15 protein-coding genes are annotated in these 19,403 nt (G+C 64.9%); 7 read left to right on the top strand and 8 right to left on the bottom strand.

The features are described from left to right. Nucleotides 1–284 precede the first annotated feature (284 nt). Nucleotides 285–3,878, top strand: a complete 3,594-nt coding sequence (gene treS / locus CCR82_RS13450; RefSeq protein WP_201246311.1) for a maltose alpha-D-glucosyltransferase — start codon at nt 285–287, stop codon at nt 3,876–3,878. A 228-nt stretch (nt 3,879–4,106) separates the two neighbouring features. Here the strand turns inward: treS and CCR82_RS13445 are convergent, their stop codons facing one another. The 4 genes from CCR82_RS13445 to CCR82_RS13430 form a co-directional block, all read right to left on the bottom strand. After that, nucleotides 4,107–6,824: a glycoside hydrolase family 31 protein gene (locus tag CCR82_RS13445; RefSeq protein WP_201246310.1), complete on the bottom strand. Its 2,718-nt coding sequence runs from the start codon at nt 6,822–6,824 to the stop codon at nt 4,107–4,109. A 15-nt stretch (nt 6,825–6,839) separates the two neighbouring features. After that, the gene (locus tag CCR82_RS18785) at nt 6,840–6,941 is read right to left on the bottom strand and encodes an EF-hand domain-containing protein (RefSeq protein ID WP_242513475.1); all 102 of its coding nucleotides are present in this window, start codon (nt 6,939–6,941) and stop codon (nt 6,840–6,842) included. Nucleotides 6,942–7,272: 331 nt separating this feature from the next. Beyond that, on the bottom strand, nt 7,273–10,404 hold the full coding sequence (locus tag CCR82_RS13435) for an efflux RND transporter permease subunit (protein WP_201246308.1): 3,132 nt from the start codon (nt 10,402–10,404) through the stop codon (nt 7,273–7,275). Beyond that, nucleotides 10,401–11,501: an efflux RND transporter periplasmic adaptor subunit gene (locus CCR82_RS13430; RefSeq protein WP_201246307.1), complete on the bottom strand. Its 1,101-nt coding sequence runs from the start codon at nt 11,499–11,501 to the stop codon at nt 10,401–10,403. Before CCR82_RS13430 ends, CCR82_RS13435 begins: the two co-directional genes overlap by 4 nt. Before the next feature lie 341 nt (nt 11,502–11,842). Here CCR82_RS13430 and CCR82_RS13425 point away from each other — a divergent pair, with 341 nt between their 5' ends. Next, nucleotides 11,843–12,271: a CBS domain-containing protein gene (locus CCR82_RS13425; protein ID WP_201246306.1), complete on the top strand. Its 429-nt coding sequence runs from the start codon at nt 11,843–11,845 to the stop codon at nt 12,269–12,271. 62 nt (nt 12,272–12,333) lie between these two features. Further along, entirely contained in the window at nt 12,334–12,489 is a 156-nt protein-coding gene (locus tag CCR82_RS13420; protein WP_201246305.1) for a response regulator, read from the top strand. 82 nt (nt 12,490–12,571) lie between these two features. Here CCR82_RS13420 and CCR82_RS13415 read toward each other — a convergent pair whose 3' ends face one another. Then, nucleotides 12,572–12,763, bottom strand: coding sequence for a ferredoxin reductase domain-containing protein (locus CCR82_RS13415; protein ID WP_201246304.1), 192 nt, complete (start codon nt 12,761–12,763; stop codon nt 12,572–12,574). Between the two features lie 44 nt (nt 12,764–12,807). Then, nucleotides 12,808–13,116 (bottom strand): ferredoxin reductase domain-containing protein, encoded by a 309-nt coding sequence (locus CCR82_RS13410; protein WP_201246303.1) that lies wholly within the window; start codon nt 13,114–13,116, stop codon nt 12,808–12,810. 216 nt (nt 13,117–13,332) lie between these two features. On the opposite strand from CCR82_RS13410, the gene CCR82_RS13405 reads away from it, so the two are divergent. Further along, nucleotides 13,333–13,782, top strand: a complete 450-nt coding sequence (locus tag CCR82_RS13405; protein ID WP_201246302.1) for a TusE/DsrC/DsvC family sulfur relay protein — start codon at nt 13,333–13,335, stop codon at nt 13,780–13,782. Between the two features lie 124 nt (nt 13,783–13,906). Here the strand turns inward: CCR82_RS13405 and CCR82_RS13400 are convergent, their stop codons facing one another. Then, nucleotides 13,907–14,713: a slipin family protein gene (locus tag CCR82_RS13400; protein WP_201246301.1), complete on the bottom strand. Its 807-nt coding sequence runs from the start codon at nt 14,711–14,713 to the stop codon at nt 13,907–13,909. Between the two features lie 47 nt (nt 14,714–14,760). Then, nucleotides 14,761–16,275, bottom strand: a complete 1,515-nt coding sequence (locus CCR82_RS13395) for an NfeD family protein (protein ID WP_201246300.1) — start codon at nt 16,273–16,275, stop codon at nt 14,761–14,763. Between the two features lie 306 nt (nt 16,276–16,581). On the opposite strand from CCR82_RS13395, the gene CCR82_RS13390 reads away from it, so the two are divergent. The 3 genes from CCR82_RS13390 (at nt 16,582) to cfa (ending at nt 19,330) form a co-directional block, all read left to right on the top strand. Continuing rightward, complete coding sequence (locus CCR82_RS13390; RefSeq protein WP_201246299.1) at nt 16,582–17,259, top strand: hypothetical protein; 678 nt, start codon at nt 16,582–16,584, stop codon at nt 17,257–17,259. Nucleotides 17,260–17,455: 196 nt separating this feature from the next. After that, nucleotides 17,456–17,767: a hypothetical protein gene (locus tag CCR82_RS13385; protein ID WP_201246298.1), complete on the top strand. Its 312-nt coding sequence runs from the start codon at nt 17,456–17,458 to the stop codon at nt 17,765–17,767. 351 nt (nt 17,768–18,118) lie between these two features. After that, nucleotides 18,119–19,330 carry a cyclopropane fatty acyl phospholipid synthase gene (gene cfa / locus CCR82_RS13380; RefSeq protein WP_201246297.1) on the top strand — a complete coding sequence of 404 codons (1,212 nt, stop codon included), beginning with the start codon at nt 18,119–18,121 and terminating at the stop codon, nt 19,328–19,330. The last annotated feature ends 73 nt before the right edge of the window (nt 19,331–19,403 follow it).

Raw genomic sequence — 19,403 nt, 5'->3', positions numbered from 1 at the left:
ATGAACCAGGCGAGACGGCTGCGATGGGCTGCCGTGACGACTCGGGTTGCGGTGGCACTGAGCGTCATAGCGGGCGGGGTGCACCAATGGGTCTATGGGCGGCAGTCGAATGCTGGCGGATGGGGTGGTCGTGGTCCGATCTCGGCAACAGGGAGCAAGCGTGTGCTTGGTTGGTCCAACCATTGCGCAAGCTACTGGTACACCCCTGATCCAAGTCCTTCGAGTCCTCCGCCGACGCCTGCGACCAAAACGCAGGGTCGACGCAGAGGCTGACCCGCATCCCTATGCCTGACCTTCCTGATCTCGAGACCGTTGCCGCTGATCCGCTCTGGTACAAAGACGCGATCATCTACCAGACGCATGTCAAGGCCTTCTTCGATACCGACGGTGATGGCACGGGGGATTTTCGCGGTCTGACCCAGAAGCTCGATTATGTCCAGGCGCTCGGGGTCAACACGATTTGGCTGCTGCCGTTCTATCCATCGCCGATGCGCGACGACGGCTACGACATCACCGACTACCGCAACGTCCATCCGGCCTATGGCAGCAAGCGCGACGTTCGCCGCTTCATCAGCGCCGCGCACCGGCGGGGTATCCGGGTCATCGTCGAGCTGATCATCAATCACACGTCCGATCAGCATCCCTGGTTTCAGGCCGCTCGCCGGGCGCCGAAGGGCTCGAGCAAGCGCAACTTCTATGTCTGGAGCGACGACGACAGCCGCTTCTCCGAAACCCGGATCATCTTCACCGACAGCGAGGCCTCGAACTGGACTTGGGACCCGGTGGCCGAGCAGTACTATTGGCACCGGTTCTTCTCGCATCAGCCGGATCTGAACCACAACAATCCGCAGGTGGTGAAGGCGGTGATCCGGGTGATGCGCGCCTGGCTCGACATGGGCGTCGACGGCCTGCGGCTGGATGCGATCCCCTACCTCTGCGTGCGCGAGGGCACCAGCAACGAGAACCTGCCCGAGACCCATGCCGTCCTCAAGCAGATGCGCGCGGTGGTCGACGCCCATTATGAGAATCGGATGTTCCTGGCCGAGGCCAATCAATGGCCCGAGGATGTGCGCGACTACTTCGGCGACAGCGATGAATGCCACGTCTGCTATCACTTCCCGCTGATGCCACGGATGTACATGGCCTTGGCGCAGGAGGACCGGCACCCGGTGGTCGAGATCATGGAGCAGACCCCCGAGATCCCGGCCGATTGTCAGTGGGCGCTGTTCCTGCGCAATCATGATGAGCTGACCCTGGAGATGGTCAGCGATCGCGAGCGCGATTACATGTACCAGACCTATGCCACCGATCCGCGCATGCGGGTCAATGTCGGCATTCGCCGGCGGCTGGCGCCACTGCTGGACAACAATCCGAACAAGATCCGGCTGATGGTCAGCCTGCTGCTGTCGATGCCGGGCTCGCCAATCCTCTACTACGGCGACGAGATCGGCATGGGCGACAACATCTATCTGGGCGACCGCAATGCGGTGCGCACCCCGATGCAGTGGACGCCCGACCGCAACGCTGGCTTCTCCCGCGCCGACCCGGAGCGGCTCTATCTGCCGCCGATCATGGATGCGGTCTACGGCTATCAGTCGGTCAATGCCGAGGCCCAGTCGCGCTCGGCCTCCTCCTTGCTGAGTTGGATGCGGCGCATCATCGAGGTGCGCAAGGCGCATCGGGTGTTCGGGCGCGGCAGTATCGAGTTCCTGCATCCGGGCAACCGCAAGGTGCTGGCCTATGTGCGCGAATCGACCGACACAGACCCGATTCCGGGCGACGCCAAGGATAAGCATGAGATCCTGCTCTGTGTGGTCAATCTTGGCCGCGGTGCCCAGCCGGTCGAGCTGGATCTTGCGCGGTTTCAAGGGCGGGTGCCGATCGAGCTGCTCGGGCGCACGGCGTTCCCGCCGATCGGCGAGCTGCCCTATCTGCTCACCCTCGCGGGTCATGGCTTCTACTGGTTCTTGCTGTCCGAGGAAGACGCCGCGCCGTACTGGCATGACGAACGGCTGCCAGCGCCGCGGCTGGCGACGCTGGTGCTGCCGGAAGGGTGGAAGAGTCTGCGTCCGGATCTGGCCAAGCGGCCGGGGCCGGCGCGGCGGGCGCTGCAGCTGCTGGAGGAGCGGGTGCTGCCCGGTTATCTGGCCAACCGTTTCCAGGGCGTGCCGGGCGGCGCGCCTGGCGATGCGCCGCTGTCAGCGGTGCGGCTCAGCGCCATCGATGCCTGGCGCGACTGGCTGCTGACGCTGATCAGCGTCGATCTTGCCGACGGTACCCGGGCGCAGTTGCTGCTGCCGCTCTGGCTGCTGTGGCAGGAGGACGGCGTCGAGCTGAACGCAGCGCCACCGGCGGCGACCACGCTTGCGCGAGCGCGCCGCCATGCAACCCCTGGCCAGCTCTGCGATGCGCTCGCGGACTCGCGATTCGTGCATGCGTTGATCGAGCTGATCGGCGATGGATCGCAGACGGCCTTGGGTGACGGGGTGCTGTCAGCGCAGCCGACCCATGCGTTCGAGCGCTTGACCGCTGATTGTGCCGGGGCGCAGGTGCGCATCCCGCCCGAGGACCGCGGCCACAGTGCCGCGCTCGGCGACCAACTGATGCTCAAGTTGTTGCCCTGCGCGACCAGGATTTCAACCAGAGCGTCCGCCAGGGTATCCAGCGAGGCATCAGCCGAGAAGGCAGCGACCGAGGCGTCAAGCAAGGCATCTAGCGAGGCGTCAGCCAGGGTTGCAACCGAGTTATCAGGGAATATGCCGACGGACGAGGACGCAAGCGCGGTCGAGCACAGGCTCGACCCCAACATCGAGATTAGGCACTCTCTGCAAGAGGTTGCCGGCTTCGCCAATACCCCCGCGCTGGCCGGCTGGCTCAGCTATCAGCGCGATCAGGGCGATCAGCAGGGCGGCTGCACCTTGGCCATCCTCGAAGAGTACATCCACAACCAGGGCAACCTGCGGACATTCACCCTCGAGCTGCTCTCCCGACTCTGCGATGCCTATGGCGAGCGCCTCGACGCCTGGGAGGCCGATGCGGCCCATCTGAGCTTCGAGACCCTGATCGACAACCTCGGCCGTCGGCTGGCCGAGCTCCATCAGGCGTTGGCTCGAAAAGACGCCGGAGCTGCCTTCGCACCGGAGCGCGTCGACGCAGAGGATCAGGCCACTTGGGCTGCATCAATCGCCGAAGACCTGGAGCGGACCCTGGCGCAGCTCGAGCACTCACAGGAGGTGCTGCCCGATGGTGTTCGACCGTTGGCAACGGCACTGTTGTCACAGCGCGCCGAGGTGCTGCGGCCAATGTCCGATGACAATGGCGATACGGATGCGGATGCCGAGGGCGGTGGCTGCGCTGCACTGCGCATCCGGGTCCATGGCGATCTGGTGCTGAACCGGGTGCTCGTGGTCGAAAATGACGTCTTCTTCATCGACTTTGTTGGTGACTGGAAGCGCACAGCGGACGCGACACCCGAGAAGCAGAGCCCGCTGACCGATGTGGCCCGAGTCCTGCGGTCCCTTCACGAGGTCGCCGACGAGGCGATTCAGGCGGTCTGTATCGATCCCTCGAGCACTGTCCAGCGCAGGCCTGTTGTTGATGCGATCATCGACTGGCGTGGCCGGATCTGCCATCGCTTCCTAAGCGCGTACCGTGAAGCGCTGGCGACGGCGGGCGGGGCACTGAGCTGCACGGCATTGCCGGCTGCAGTCACTCGCTTGTTAGCACTGCACGGAGCCGCAACACGGCTGCGGAATGGGCTGGAGCTGTATCGGGCTCTGGAGCGGGATCGGGAGCCGACGTTCACATCTGGCCTGTCTGCCGAGCTCGACACAGCAATCCGCGTGCTCTCCAGCCTCGCGGAGCAGGAGGACTGGTAACAGCCGGCCTTCGCCATAGGGCGTGCGCAGGAAGCCGTAACCTTGATCGGGGAAGAGCCGCACGATGAGTCCACGTGGCTCCTCGTTCACCACCAAGCGCCGGTTGCGCGGCAGGTGTACCTCGATTTAGGTTTATGCGTTTTTCAGCGATAGATGCATCGATCAGCTGGCCTAGGCTTCTGCGCTTCGACCGCGGCTGTCGTGAACGTCATTGGCGCTCGGCGTTGCTCATTCCAGGCTCAGCTGGTGCGCGTCGCCATCGTCGTCGAGTGACACCACCGCAGCGTGATCTGCTTGATCCCACCGCCAGTCGACTTGGGGGACAGCGTCGAGCAGTACCTGCTCGGGCTGTTGAGCCAAGTGTAATCGCAGCACGAGCTGGCGGGGATGCGGCTGCCAGCCGCTCTGGCGCGGTCCAATCATGAGCGTCGGCCCCGCGTGTTCGGTTGTCACCGTTAACGCGGTTTCGGCTTGCGGGTCATTGCCATCGTCTTCGCCATCGCCGGCGTCTTCAATCAGCGTCCAAGAGCCACTCTGTCCCTCGTCTGGATAGGCATCCAGGATCAGCTCGGTCAGCGGCTCGCGCGTCGATTGTCGTGTTGGCCCCAGCGTCAAGCAGCTGCCGCCGCGGACCAGGATCGGCATGCGACCCGGCGGTGCCGGCAATAGGCAGCGTCGATTCATGGCACTGGCGCTAGCACCGGCTTTGACGTCGATGCTTGCATTACCGCCGGCACTCGCACTGGCATTGATGCTGGCGCTGGCAACGGCATCTCGGGCATTGGCATCGGCAACGCGTGTTTCATGCGAACCATCGTCGATCCGCCTACCGGTATGAAAGTCGTACCATGCGCCAGGTGGCAGGAGAACCTCCCGCTCGCTGACGCCGGGCTCGCAGACCGGTGCGATCATTAGCTGCGGACCAACCATCAACTGGTCTTCGATCCCATGCAGCTCGGTCGCTTGCGGGAAGTCGTAGAGCAGGGGCCGCAGGATCGGCTCGCCAGTGCGATGGGTGCGGTGCGCCAGGGTGTAGAGATAGGGCAAGAACTGGTAACGGCGCTCGATCGCGGTTCGTGCGACGGCCTCGATCGCATCGCCGAATGCCCAGGGCTCCTGCGGCGGGCTGCCGTAATAGGCATGGGCGCGCATGAACGGGTAGAAAGCGCCCAGCTCGATCCAGCGGGCGAAGAGTTCGCCATTGCAAGCGCCGTAGAAGCCGCCGATGTCGACACCAACGTGTGGCGAGCCGCTCAGGCCCATGCTCGCGAGCTGCGGCAGGCTGGTGCGCAGATCCTCCCAGCTGGAGGCGTTATCGCCCATCCAGCTAACGGCCCAGCGTTGAGCGCCCATGCTGGCCGATCGCGTCAGCACCCAAGGTCGGCGTTTTGGACGCAGCCGCTGCAAGCCCTCATAGGTGGCCCGTGCCATCAGGGTTCCATAGCGGTTGTGGGCCTCGGCGTGGCAGGTCTCGGCGTCGTCGCCTTGTTTGGCATCCAGTGGGATCGCCAGCGCGGTGGCACCTGGCACCTCGAAGGGGCGATCGACGATCGCTGGCTCGTTCATGTCGCACCAGATGCCGTCGACGCCGGCGTCGAGCAGACCGGCGTGCAAATCGCCCCACCAGCGGCGCGTCGCTGTACGGCAGAAGTCCGGAAACAGGGATTCGCCGGGCCACACGTAGCCGGTGAAGTGCTCGCCATCCGGACGGCGGACGAAATGGTCGCCGCGCAGTCCGGTCTCCAAAACCGGGTCACTGGAGCCGATGCGTTTCACCCCCGGGTCGATGATGGTGACTGCGTGGATGTCCTGTTGATGCAGGGCCTCGACGGTGGTGCGCGGGCTCGGGAAGCGCTCGCGGTCCCAGCTGAAGACGCGAAAGCCGTCCATGTAGTCGATATCGAGATGGATCGCGTCGATCGGGATGCGCCGGCGGCGGAATTCGTTGGCGATCGCGCGGATCTCGGCATCGCTGCGGTAGCCCCAGCGCGACTGGTGATAGCCGAGCGCCCAGAGCGGCGGCAAGGCTGGCCGTCCGGTCAGCCTGGTGAGCTGCTCGACGACGGCGGCCGGGGTCGGGCCGGCGAAGAGATAATAGTCGAGCTCGCCGCCCAGGCTGAACAGACCGAGCGTGTCGGACTGCTCGGCGCCCAGATCGAAGTGGCTGTACCCGCTCGAGCCGAGCATCAGGCCCCAGGCGAGGCCGGGCCTCAGCGCGAGCAGGACCGGGTGCGATTGGTACAGGCAGCCGTCCACCACGCCCAGACCGGGCGAGTTGATGTCGGTGGTCCAATGCGCCAGCCGTTGGCCGCGTCGGTTCAGCGCCCCAAAACGCTGGCCGCAGCCGAACAGACCTTCTTGCGGGTCCAGCGCCTTCTGCAGCCAGAGGCCGGTGGTGGCGGGGCCGGTCGGCCAGCCGCTGACGGGTTGCTGGCTGGTGGTCGGTGCGGCGGCTGATGAGACGCTCGGGGTAGCGGCGGGCGCGACGGTCGATGCAGCAGCTGACGCGACGCTCGGGGCGGCAACTGGTGCGACGGTCGATGCGACAGCTGGAGCGAGCGCTGGGGCCAGGGTCGGGATCTCGTGGCGCTCAACGTGACGCCAGCGCACCGGGGCGAGATCGCTGGCATAGACGGCTCCGTCGGCGTTGCCGAGCGAGAGGGCGCCCGTGTCGAGATCGAGCCTGGCCCGCATCGCACCGGTCTCGAGATGCAGGGCATGCGCTCGCTCCTCAATCGAGAGGCGGCCACCGGCAAGCGATCGAGACTCGTCCTGCCAGCTGTGGCTTGGCGCAAGCCGACCAGCGGGCGCAACGCGGATGCGCAGGATATCGTCCGCGACGGCATCGATGCGGATCAGCGCCTGCGCGTGCTCGGCGATGATGAACCCTCGCCCCGCCTGCCAATGGCAGACGCGACCAGGTGTCAGCTCGGCATGGTTAGGCATCTCAGCGATCGGGCGTTAGGGCTGCATCATGTTGCGGTGCTGCATTTGGGCGCTCTCGAACTCCTCCTTGTCGATCTGGCCGTCGCCATCGGCATCGAAGGACGCGAACGTCGGCATCTGTCCACCCATCCGGCCCATGCCAGGCCCCATCCCCCTTCCTGGTCCCATCCCGCGTCCCTGTCCGCCACCGCGCATGCCGGCGGCGCGCTGTCCTGAGCAAGCACTGGGGCGAGCGCAGACAGGCTCAGCGCTGAGGTCAAGGTCAAGCTGAGTGTGGTGGCTGTGGTGAATCTCATGGCTGTCTCCATCGTTGGTTGGGTTGAGGCTGACCGGCTGCGGTTGCCGCGCTGACTGGCTCAGTGTGAGCCATCGTCCGTCTGAGCCATTGCCGTCTTGACCCGTTCACTCATGCTGACCCAGCTCCCGGGTGATCTGCCACGCGCGCGTCTCAGCTCGTCGTTGAGGTTGCTGGCCCGGTCTTCGCCTCAGCATGCTGCTTGGCAAGCTCATCAGCGAGTGCAGAGCGGGCAGAGGTCCGTTTGGCGAGCAGAAGATAGAGCACCGGCACCAGGAACAGGGTCAGCAGGGTGGCGGCCAGCACACCGCCGAGGATCGCCAGCCCGATGATGCGCCGCGTCTCGGCGCCGGGGCCGAAGGCCAGCGCCAGGGGCAGGGCGCCGAACAGGGTCGCGATCGAGGTCATCAGGATCGGCCGGAAGCGGATGCGCGCGGCGCCTTCGAGCGCGGGGCGCAGGTCTTCTCCGCGATCGCGCAGCTGATTGATGAACTCGACCAGCAGGATTGCGTTCTTGGCCATGATGCCGACCACCAGGATGAAGCCGATCTGGCTATAGAGGTTGATCGAGCCGCCGGCGATGAGCAGGGCCAGCAAGGCCCCGAATAACGCGAGCGGCACACCGGCAAGCAGCACGATTGGCTGGATGAAGCTCTCGAACTGCGCCGCCAGCACCAAGAACACGATGGTCAGCGCGAGTAGGAAGGCGAGCTGAAAGGCGCGCCCCGAGCGTTGATAGTCCTGACTCACGCCGAGCCATTTGATCTGGACATCATCGGGCAGCAGGGGGCGGGCACGCTCTGCGAGCGCGTCGAGCACGTCGCCGAGTGCGGAGCCGCCAGCGAGGGAGCCTTTGAGCGTGACAGCCGGCAGCCGATCGACTCGCAGGCGCTCGGCCGCGCGGCCGACCAGCTCGGTCTCGATGAGCCCGGACAAGGCCACCAGCGAGCCATCCTCGGCACGCACATAGACCTCGCCGAGGTCGTGCGGCGACATCCGCTCCGCGCGCCGCGCGCGCACCATGACCTCGTAGGTCTCGGCGGCGATCGAGAAGTCGGTGATGTCCTCACCGCCCATCAGGATCTGCAGCGTGCGCCCGATATCGGCTGGCGAGATGCCGAGTGCCGCGGCGCGGTCGCGGTCGACCTGGATGCGCAGCTGCGGATTGGTGGGCTGGAAGTCGAGGCGCGCCTGGGCAATGCCCGGAACCTGGCGCGCCTCTTTCAAGACCGCCTGCGCCAAGCGATGCGCTTCGTCGAGGTTGGGACCCGTAATGGCCATCTGCACCGGCTGCTGGAAGCCTTCGCCCCCCAGGCTGGGCGGATTGACCGCAAACGCCTGAGCGCCGCTGATCCCGGCAAGCTTGGGCAGCAGTTGGCGCGTCACGGCAAACTGACTCTGCTCACGTTGGCTCCAGTGCTTAAGCTTGAGGATAACGATGCCGCTGTTGACCGGGCCCTGGCCAGCACTGCGCGGCGCGACCAGAGAGATCACATGCTCGGCGGGGCCGTCTTCCTCGGTCAATGGCTGCAGCACCGCTTCGATCTGCTCGAGGATCGCGACCATGGCGTCGAGCGTCGTGCCCTCCGGGGCCGCCACCGGGATGAACACGGCGCCGCGATCCTCGCGAGGCGAGAGCTCACGCGGCAGCTCGCGATAGAGCCAGACGGTGGCAGCGAGCAGCAGCAGCGCTAGGATCACCACCAACCAACGCGCCGCGAGCACGCCCTTGAGCAGGCGCAGATAGCCTCGACTCAGGGACTCGAACAGGCCACCGACGCGCCGGCGCAGGGGGCTGGCCTCGATGCGCTCGGCGTCGATCAGCTTCGAGGCCACCGTCACCCCGATGGTCAGCGCGATCAGGCTCGAGAGGCCGAGCGCGCCGCCGAGCCCGGCCGCAAACTCACTGAACAGGCGACCCGAATCGCCGGTGAGGAAGGCCAGTGGGGTGATCACCGCAAGCAGCACCACCGTCGTGGCGATGACCGCGAAGGCGACCTCGCCGGCGCCGAGGTCGGCCGCCAATAGCCGCGGCTTGCCTTGCTCCGAGAAGCGAAACACGTTCTCGCCGACGACGATCGCATCATCGACCAGCATGCCGATGGCCAGGATCAACGCCAGCAGCGTCAGCACATTGATCGAGTAGCCCAGTGCCCAGAGCAGGATGAAGGCGCCGATGACCGAGGCCGGGATGGTCGCTGCCGGCACCAGCGTCGCCCGCCAGGAGCCGAGCGCGACGAAGACCACCAGGATGACCAGGGCGATGGTCAGCAACAGCGTCATCAGGATCTGACGGATCGAGGCCTCGACGAAGGTGGCGGCATCGTAGGGGATGTTGACCGAGACGCTGTCGGGAATGCGCGCGGAGAGGGCCTCGAGCTTGGCACGGACGTCGGCCGAGATGGCGACCAGATTGGAGCCCGACTGGCGCACGACGCCCAGGCCGATCGCATCCTCGCCGTTGAGCCGCACCGCGGTGCGGTAGCTCTCCGGGCCGAACTCGATCTCGGCGACCTCGGCGAGGCGGATCTCGGCACCGTCGCGCTCGGCAATGATCAGCTCGCGGTAGGCCTGTGGGCGCTCCAGCTCGGTCATGGTGCGCAGCGTCAGCTCGCGGGTGTCGCTGATCAACCGCCCGGCCGGCAGCTCGAGGTTACGCGCGCGCAAGGCCTGCTCGACATCCAGCACCGTGAGCCGATGCGCCGCCAAGCGCTGCAGATCCAGATGGATGCGCATCGCATAGCGGCGTTCGCCACCGAACAGGACTTGGGCGACGCCGGGCACGGTCGAGAGCTGATCGACCAACACCCGGTCGGCGAGATCGGAGAGTGCGAGCCGGTCCAGCTCGTCACTGGTGAGCGTGACCCACATCACCACCTGGGCCTGCAGCGATTGCTGGCTGATCTCGGGGTCCTCGGCCTCATCCGGCAGCGCGTTGCGCACGGTCGAGATGCGATCGCGCACGTCGGCGGCGGCAAGATCCAGATCGCGATTGAGCGAGAACTCGACCTCGATGCGTGCGCGCCCGTCGCGCGAGTTGGCGCGGATCTGGCGCACGCCGTCGATGCCGCTCACCGCCTCCTCGATCGGCTCGGTGATCTCGCGCTCGACCACCTCGGCGGCAGCGCCAGGGTAGATCACGGTCGCGGTGATGGTGGGGTCATCGACGTCCGGGTATTCACGCACCGGCAGATTGAGCACGGCGGCGAGCCCGATGACGATGACCAGCAGCGAGACGACGGTGGCGACCACCGGCCGGGTGACGGCGAGGGTGGTGAGCTTCACGGGCTGTCACCATTGATTTGAACGGCAATGCCATCACGCAGACGCTGCAGGCCCGAGACGACCACCCGCTCATCGGCGCTGACGCCGCGGGTGATCTCGACCCAGCCGTCTCGGCGGATGCCGGTCTGCACCGGCTGCCGGCGGACACGCGCCTGGCTGGCGGCGTCCTTGGTGTCGACGACAAACAGGTGGTTCGTCGGTCCCTGCGCGATCACCGCGGCCTCCGGCACCTGCAGGATCTCGCGGCGGTCGGTGACCAGCTCGGCGGTCATGAACAGGCCCGGCTTGAGCTGATGATCGGCGTTGTCGAAGGTGGCCTCGAGTGTCAGGGTTCGGGTGTCCTCAGCGACCTCGGGCGCGACGAAGGTGACTCGGCCCTCGAAGCGCTGCTGCGGGTAGGCAGGCGTGGTGGCGACAACCTGCTGTCCGGTCTCGATCGTCGCCAGCTCCTTGCCGGGCACGTCGAGCAACAGGTCCAAGGGCGCGATGCGGCTAAGCGATGCGATGGCCATGCCGGGCTCGAGCAGCGCGCCGAGGCTGATGCGTCTGCGACCGATCAGCCCGTCGAACGGGGCCTCGATGATCCGGTCGGCGAGGTCTTCGCGGCTGACTTGCAATGCCGCGCGCGCCTCGCTAGCGGTCGCTCGGGCCTGCTCAAGCTCGGTCTCGGAGACGAAGGCGTCGGCGTCGAGCGTTTCAAGCCGCTCCAACTGCCGCGTCGTCTGTGCGACGCGGGCGGCGGCCTCGCGCACCGCCGCCTGGGCGCGCTTGCGCTCGAGCAGGACCAGCGCCTGATGCGCGCTGACCTCGCTGCCTTCTTCAAAACGCACCGCCTCGACGCGCCCGCGTGAGCGGGCGGTGATGGTCAGCGTCTCGGTCGCTTTAAGCGTGCCGGTTGCCTGGATGCGCGCTTCGATCTCGGCTTGCTCAACGGCAGCGACCTCGACCACTGGCGCGGGTTGCTGCCGCGCTGTCTGTGTTGACGCAGGCGACTCGATCAACGCGAGGAGGGCCGCTCGGTTCCACCATCCAAGGGCTAGGATGACTGCGAGTAATAGGCCCAGCAGGATGAGCAAGCCCCCTTTAAAATTTGGCACCTCAGTATCCTCTGCCAGCAATTCGTCGATAGATCGCAGCCCTTGCCGACGCAACTTGCGTGCCTGTCTGCTCTTGGTTTCCGGCTGCAGCACGGCAAACGCATGCACAACCGGCTGGGGTGCCTCTGCCGCGCATCGGCGAGCGACCGATGTGCTCGATCAGGTACCCAGGGCTCGAACCACGATGGGTCTTTTCAACCAGCTGATGGTTGCTATCAGCCGATTGTGCAGACAGGATGGGCGCCCATCGCGCTCTGCGTGGCGCTGTTGCCCAGTGCGCGAGTACGGCATCGAAGTTGCGGGTATCGACAGCGACATCTGCATCGACTGGGAGCTCCTTGATGACACTGATCAACGCCATGCACACTGACTTTCCGGTGGTCGACCCGGAATGCACACTGGCCGCGGCGGCGAGCCGATTCGGCGAGACGGGATACTGTAGCTTGGCGGTGGTTGACCAAGGTCGCTTGATCGGTGTCCTCGACTCGCTGGATGTCGCTGCACGGGCCGTCAACGGGGAGCTTGATCCGACACGCGCACTCGTGCGTCACTTAATGCGCGGCGAGCCGGTCAGCTGTGGCCCCGAGACCCGGCTCGACGAGGCGCGGCGTTTGATGCTGTCCGAGCGCGTGAACACGCTCTTTGTGATCGAGTCGGGGCCACGACTGGTCGGTGTCATCGACCTGATCGGGCTGCTCGAAGCCGCTGAAGCCGCGTCCAGTGCCGGTCCCGAGTTGGAATGGAATCGGCGCGTGCGCGGTGGGACTTGATCGATGATTCGCAATGGCGACCAAGCACAATGGCAAAAGCGCAGCATGCAAAGGATTCACTGATGGCCGATTCCCTGCTCATCCTTGAAGACGAGGACGCCCTCGCACAGGAGCTCGAACGCCATTTTTCCGGCAAGGGCTGGGATGTCGAAGTCGCTGGACGGTTGTCGAGCGCCCGGGATATCCTGACCAGCCAACGACTCCAGCCCTTGTGGTGATCCTGGCCGACATGAGTCTGCCGGATGGCAATGCGCTCGATCTGATGGAGACCCTGCGCGCGCAGAAGATCTGTCGATCCTGCTATTGCTCGTAGACGAGCTGCTCCAGCTGCACGCCCAGGTTTTGCAGCTGATCGTTGATCGCTTCGACAAACGCATCGGGTCCGCAGACATAGAACATCCCATCGAAGGTCGAGAGATGGGACTTCAGCTCTTTCTCGCAGATCAGGTCGCGCTCGGTTTTGTTGGTCAGCAACAGCTTGTGGCCGCCCAAGGCATCATCGGCGGCGAGCTAGCGCAAGATCCCAAGGAAGGGTGTCAGGCGGTACCGGCAGCAATGAAGGTGCCTGGGCCTTTGTAAGTGATGCTACCGAAGGCATCGCTGAGCTTGAGCTGGGCGCCTGGCTGCAGGGCATGCAGTGCCATGGTCATGCCGTCGCCGTCGGGATAGCGCTTGGTCGTGAATTCCAAGAGCCGGTCATCGGGCAGCGAGGTCGGTGTGAAGGGTCGGCCTTCATCGCGCCATTCATCATTGTCGATATGAACCTCGACACCTTCAGTGCGGCGACAGGGTCCTGCGGTGCACCTGACCCCTTCTTGGTGGCAATCCACCAGCTTGGCGTGCAAGCTCGGATGCTCGTCGCACTCTCGAAGCCCCCTCCACAGAGCCAGCCTGGAGGGTTCCGCCAGGCGCACAAGGGCAGGCGCATAGACCTCGACCCAGACCAGACTTGCCGTCCGCGCTGGTGCAGGGTTTGCTTCAATTGATCAAGAGCCCGCACCGGCGCTTGTCCGAGACTTGCTGCGGTGCGGCGATGCATTGCGATGAGTCGGAGGAAAGCGATGGCCAATCAGAAGCCCAGTCAACAGCAGCACCCGGACGCTCTGGTGCGCGACGATGAGCGTCTAGATGAGCGTCTAAATGAAGGTCTAGACGGACGTCTCCATGCAGACGTGCTCGACGAATACGGGTTCTTCAAGGACCCCGACCTGTGGACCCGCGATCTAGCGCTGAGACTCGCCGCTGAGATGGACATCGGTGAGCTGAGCGAGACGCACTGGCTTGTCATCGATCAGGTGCGCTCGGATTACCTCGACAGCGGCATGCTGCCGGTGCAACCGACGCTCTGTCACGAGCTTCAGCTGGACCCTGATTGCATCCTGAGGCTCTTCGGCGGCCCGATCGACGTCTGGCGGCTCGCTGGCCTGCCGAATCCCGGCGAGGAGGCCCGCACCTATATGGAGAATCAAGAGGCGCCCGAAGGGCAGGGAACGCCTCAGGTGCCGCGTTGAGGCAGCCTCAGGTCCGGTGCTGAAGCAGCCTCTGGTGGGTTGAGAGGCTGGTTGATCAGGAGGGATGCAGTGGACGGCCCGCCGGCTGCTCGCCGGCGGGCCTCATTGACGGAACAGTGACGGATCAGTGAGCAGGCGCCTCGGAATCGTCCTCTTGCTTTGAGGCATGCGTCGTACCGGGAGCGCCGGTGAGGGCGCTGAGCCATTCCATCGGCAGCGGGAAGACGACGGTGGTGGCGCGATCGCTGGACATGTCGGCGAGGGTCTGCAGGTAGCGCAGTTGCAACGCCTGCGGCTGCGTGGAGATGACCTCCGCCGCGCCGCGCAGGCGCTCAGAGGCCTGCATCTCGCCCTCGGCATTGATCACCTTGGCGCGGCGGTTACGCTCGGCCTCGGCCTGGCGGGCGATCGCGCGGATCATGTTCTCGTTCAGATCCACATGCTTGATCTCGACATTGACCACCTTGATGCCCCAGGCGTCGGTCTGATCGTCGAGGATGGTCTGGATGTCGCGATTGAGCCGCTCGCGCTCGGAGAGCAGCTCGTCGAGGTCGTGCTGGCCGAGCACCGAGCGCAGTGTCGTCTGCGCCAACTGGCTGGTGGCCATGCGGAAATCCTCGACTTGGATCACCGCCTTGTCGGACTCGACCACCTTGAAATAGAGCACCGCGTTGACGCGCACGGTGACATTGTCCTTGGTGATCAGGTCCTGCTCCGGGATGTCCATGGTGACCACCCGCAGGTCGACCCGCACCACCTGTTGGATACCGGGAACGATGATGATGAGCCCAGGACCCTTGACCGCCTGGAAGCGGCCGAGGAAGAAGACCACGCCACGCTGATACTCGGGCAGGATGCGGATCGCCGCGCCCAGGAACAGGATGATCAGGCCCAGGGGGAGGAGGTAGGTCAGGAATGCGCTATAGGCCATGGGTGACTCCGTCGAGTGGACAGGTAAGTGATTAAGTTGAGCAGTGATTAGGTCGATGAGCGATCAGGTGATGATCGTTCGAGCGCGGAGGAGGCGGGCGCCACCTCAAGCTTGAGGCCGTTGACGGCGAGCACGCGCACCGCCTCGCCGCGTCGAACCGGTGACGGGCTGCTGGCCTGCCACAGCTCGCCCTCGAGATGGACTTGGCCCGCGTTGTTCGACGCCCCGCCGAAGTTCGCGCGCGCTTCGGCCGTCTTTCCGACCAACTGCTCGGCACCGACCGCCGATGGCTTGCCGCGTAGGCCGATGAAGCGACCGATGACCCAGATCGACAGGGCGGCGCTCAAGCCAGCGGTGATGCTGATCACCGGCCAGGAGACGGCGGCCCCTTCGTCATCCATCAGGATCACCGAGCCGAACAAGAAGGCGGCAAAGCCACCGACGCCGAGGGCCCCGAAGCTCGGCGCCAGGGCCTCGCCGATCATCAGCAGCACCCCAAGCAGGATTAGGCCAACGCCGGCGTAATTGACTGGTAGCACCTGCAGTGCATAGAGCGCGAGCAGCAGGCTGATCGCACCGACAATCCCCGGAAACAGGGCGCCCGGATTCGAGAGCTCGAAGATGATCCCGTAGATGCCGATCAGCAGCAGGATGTAGGCGACATTCGGGTTGGCGATCACGGACAGCAGCTCGATCCGCCAGTCGGGCTCGAGCTCGCGCAGCTCGAGGCCAGCGGTCTCGAGCACCTGCTCGCCGGTTGCGGTCTGCACGCGACGCCCGTCGATGCGCTTGAGCAGGGTCGGGATGTCACCCGCGACCAGGTCGATCACATCGCGCTCGGCGGCGGCGCCGGATGCCAGGCTGACCGAGGCGCGCACCGCCTCCTCGGCCCAGTCGGCATTGCGCCCGCGCAGCTCGGCCAGCCCGCGGATGTAGGCGACGGCGTCGTTGACTAGCTTGCGCTCCTTGGCGTTGGCGGCGACGGTGGGAGCTGCTTCTGCGGGGGCGGGCTCGACCTCAGCGTCGAGCCGCTGACCGCTGGGGTCGCCGGCGGCATCCTCGTCCCTATCCACCTCGCCATCCCTACTGCTGTCGCTACGGTCTTCGCGGGTCAGGAGACGCTCGCCAAGCCCGGGCAGATCGCCTCCACCGACCTGGATTGGTGTTGCTGCGCCTAGATTGGTTGCTGGCGCCATGGCGGCGATCTGGCTGGCGTAGAGGATGTAGGTGCCGGCGCTCGCCGCTCGGGCGCCCGGTGGGGCGACAAAGCTGGCCACCGGCACTGGCGAGGCGAGGATCGCTTTGATGATGCGGCGCATCGCCTGATCCAGGCCACCCGGGGTGTCCATGCGCAGGACGACGATCTCGGCATCAGTCTGCGCGGCCTGCTCCAGCCCGGTGACCACCAGCTCGCCGGTGGCGGCACCGATGGCGCCGTCGATCGGGATGACCAGCGCCTCGCGCGCCTCGGCTGCTGAGCTTGTCAGAGGGCCGGTCGCGAACAGCATCAGCAAGGCGATGAGCGAGCGAATCGGCGTTCCCAAGATTGAAGGTAATGTCATTCGGAATGCTGTCTTGACTACAGATCTCGGCTGGAGCCTCGACTAAAGCAAGTTTCGTGCCGAACGAGTTTCCTGCTGGCAGGCGGGTGGCATTCGATGAGCCGTCGGGTCCAGTGCTCGCTGGCCGGGTGGGGCATTTCGACCGCCGCTGGTTCAATGCACCCGCGGCGATATCGATAACCGGGATGCGGAAGCCCCTTCGGCCTCGCTCCCGGCGTTTCGGCTGTCTGTGAGGGCATCGCGGAGCCTTTGGCTGGCGTCGCGGTGCGTTATCCTGGCTTGGCACGATGGCTGCTTTGACATGGGTTGCGTCTTTATTCTCGAAGAGGAGAGAAATCCATGTCATTAAAGAAATTGACTGTCGTTGCTGCCGGTTTACTTGCTGCCGGGGCTGCCTTTGGGCAGGCCAATCCTTATACAGCACCTGATGATTCCTGGATCAGTATCGACGGCGTGGTCGAATCAGTGTCCGCGGATACCTTCAGCCTCGACTACGGCGACGGCAGCGTCACCGTTGAGATGGATGATGGCGATCGGGATGCCGATGCCTATAAGCTGATCCCAGGCGATAAGGTTAATGTGGTCGGCATGGTCGACGATGACCTGTTTGAGATGACCACCATTGAGGCGAGCAGCGTCTATGTCGAGAAGTTGGGAACCACCTTCTATGCCAGCGCGATGGACGAGGACGATGTCAGGATTTCGGTTACAACACCGGTGGTCATCTCCGAGACGCTCGTACAGGGTACTGTCGATTCGGTGGGCGACGATCAATTCACCGTCGACACCGGTGCCGATAAGCTCGTCGTCCAGACTGAGGGGCTCGGCTATGATCCGCTCGACGACGAGGGCTACCAGAAGGTTGAGGTTGGCGATCGCGTCAGCGTGACCGGCAACATTGATGCAGCCTTCTTCGGCGGACTCGAGTTCGCAGCTGATTCGATCGTGATCCTAGAAGAGAACGGCGGCGAGACTGCCTCCTAAGCAGCTGCCGATCGATCGGCGTCTTCGCACGAAGGCGCCGATGTTCGGGCACCCGATCACTATGCGTTGCTCGCTTTTGCGAACCCGGGGCTGGGCTGGGGAGTAGCCTCTCCGGCTGCCGGCTGCCTTGTGGTCAGCGAGGAATCGGCTATCTTTGTCTGGGTGTCCTCAGAACATTGCCCAGGAGCGCCCAGACTTGTACTGCTCGATTCGCCGCTACCAGCTCGTCAAGGGAACACCGGATATTGTACGCGACAAGGTGGAGACCACCTTCATGCCGCGCATCAAGACCCTCGACGGTTTCATCAACTACTCCGTCATCGTCACTGGGCTCGGTGGCGACGGACTGCCGGGTATCGTGACCGTGAGCCTGTTTGATGCTGCCGAGCAGGCCAAGGCATCGAGCAAGCTCGCCGCCGACTGGGCGCGTGAGATGAGCCCGTTCTTCTCGCTAGAGAAGCTCGGCGAGGAGTCCGGGCGGGTCGCCTGCCAAGCGGAAGCGGATTAGCCAGCCCTGCCCACGGGCCGATCCGTTGCGGTTGTTACCGCTTCCCGATGATCGCCCAACAGGGGCTCTCAAATCGGGAAGCGGTTGATGGACCGTTTCTTACTCGGCTGTCTGGTCCTCTGATGCAGTTGGGATCACCGGGGAGCCTGGAAGGCCCCTCGGAGAGCGGGTCTTTTGCACTCTTACTGGTCGCTATCCCCCGGTCAACCTAGGGTTGCCAGCCGCTTTACCGGCTGTTGCTATCTGGCACTGATCTTGCGGTTATTCGTTTTGGCAACGGCGTCTGTCAGAAGGCGCCTGAGCGCAGGCAGTTCGCTAGCAATCTGCAGTCAAGACGAGGAGCCGCAACCCATGAGCACGTTACCGAATCAAACCTGGCAGTCGCAGCCCGAGCGCAGCTTGCTGGATAGCATCCGCGGTCTCGGTCGAGGCGGTCCGCAATTGCTGAAGGAATTGGCCGCGCAGGCGGATGTGAGATTGGACGGCCATCGACCCTGGGACATCCGCGTGCATGATCCGGCATTCTACGACCGGGTGTTGAGCGCCGGGTCGCTGGGTCTCGGCGAGTCCTACATGGATCAGCAATGGGATGCACCGGCGCTCGATGAGGCCTTCACCCGGTTGCTAGGAAGCGGCATCGAAGACAGGCTGTACGGGGCCGCTGGGCTCGGGCTGCGGCTGCGGATCGCGCTGCTCGTGCTGCGTGCTCGGCTATTGAATCTGCAGAGCCAGAAGCGGGCCTTCCAGGTCGGCGAGCAGCACTACGATGTCGGCAATGACCTCTACGAGGCCATGCTCGACCCGACCATGAGCTATAGCTGCGGCTATTGGGCCAAGGCCGAGGATCTGGAAAGCGCCCAGCGCGCGAAGCTGGATCTGATCTGCCGAAAGCTTGAGCTGGAGCCCGGCGAGCGAGTACTCGACATCGGCTGTGGCTGGGGTGGCTTGGCCGAATACATTGCACGTCATTATGACGTGCAGGTGGTCGGGCTGACCGTCTCGCGCGAGCAGGCGCAGTTGGCACGGCAGCGCTGCGCCGGGCTGCCGGTCGATATCCGGCTCCAGGATTACCGGGAGCTGGACGGGCGCTTCGATAAGATCGTCTCGGTGGGCATGTTCGAGCACGTTGGCCGTAAGAACGACGCTGCCTTCTTTGACAGCGCGGCGCAGCTGCTGAAGGAGGACGGGCTGTTCTTGCTCCATACCATTGGCACCAGCGCCGCCAATCCAGTCAATGATCCCTGGATCGACCGCTACATCTTCCCCAATGGCGAGCTGCCCAACGCCGAGCGACTCGCCCAGGCGCTGCGACCGCGCTTCGTGCTCGAGGATTGGCATGCGTTAGGACCGGACTATGACCGGACCCTGATGGCCTGGTGGGCGAACGTGGAGCAGGCCTGGCCGGCGCTCGCGGAGGCTGGCTACGACGAGCGCTTCCGGCGCATGTGGAAGTACTATCTGCATGGCTCCGCAGCCTTATTCCGCTCGCGCACTGGTCATCTCTGGCAGCTCGTGCTGAGCCATCCGGGCGGGCGCAGCGAAACCTATCGAGCGCCGCGTTGAGCCCGACCTGGCCGGCATGACCGACCTGCACCGGCCAGGTATCTTCCGGCGGAGCATTGGCTCCCCGGGAGAC

Origin of the sequence: Halochromatium salexigens (assembly GCF_016653295.1) — a bacterium.
Classification (GTDB): Bacteria; Pseudomonadota; Gammaproteobacteria; order Chromatiales; family Chromatiaceae; genus Lamprobacter; species Lamprobacter salexigens.
This window is presented reverse-complemented; position numbering and strand designations above follow the sequence as displayed.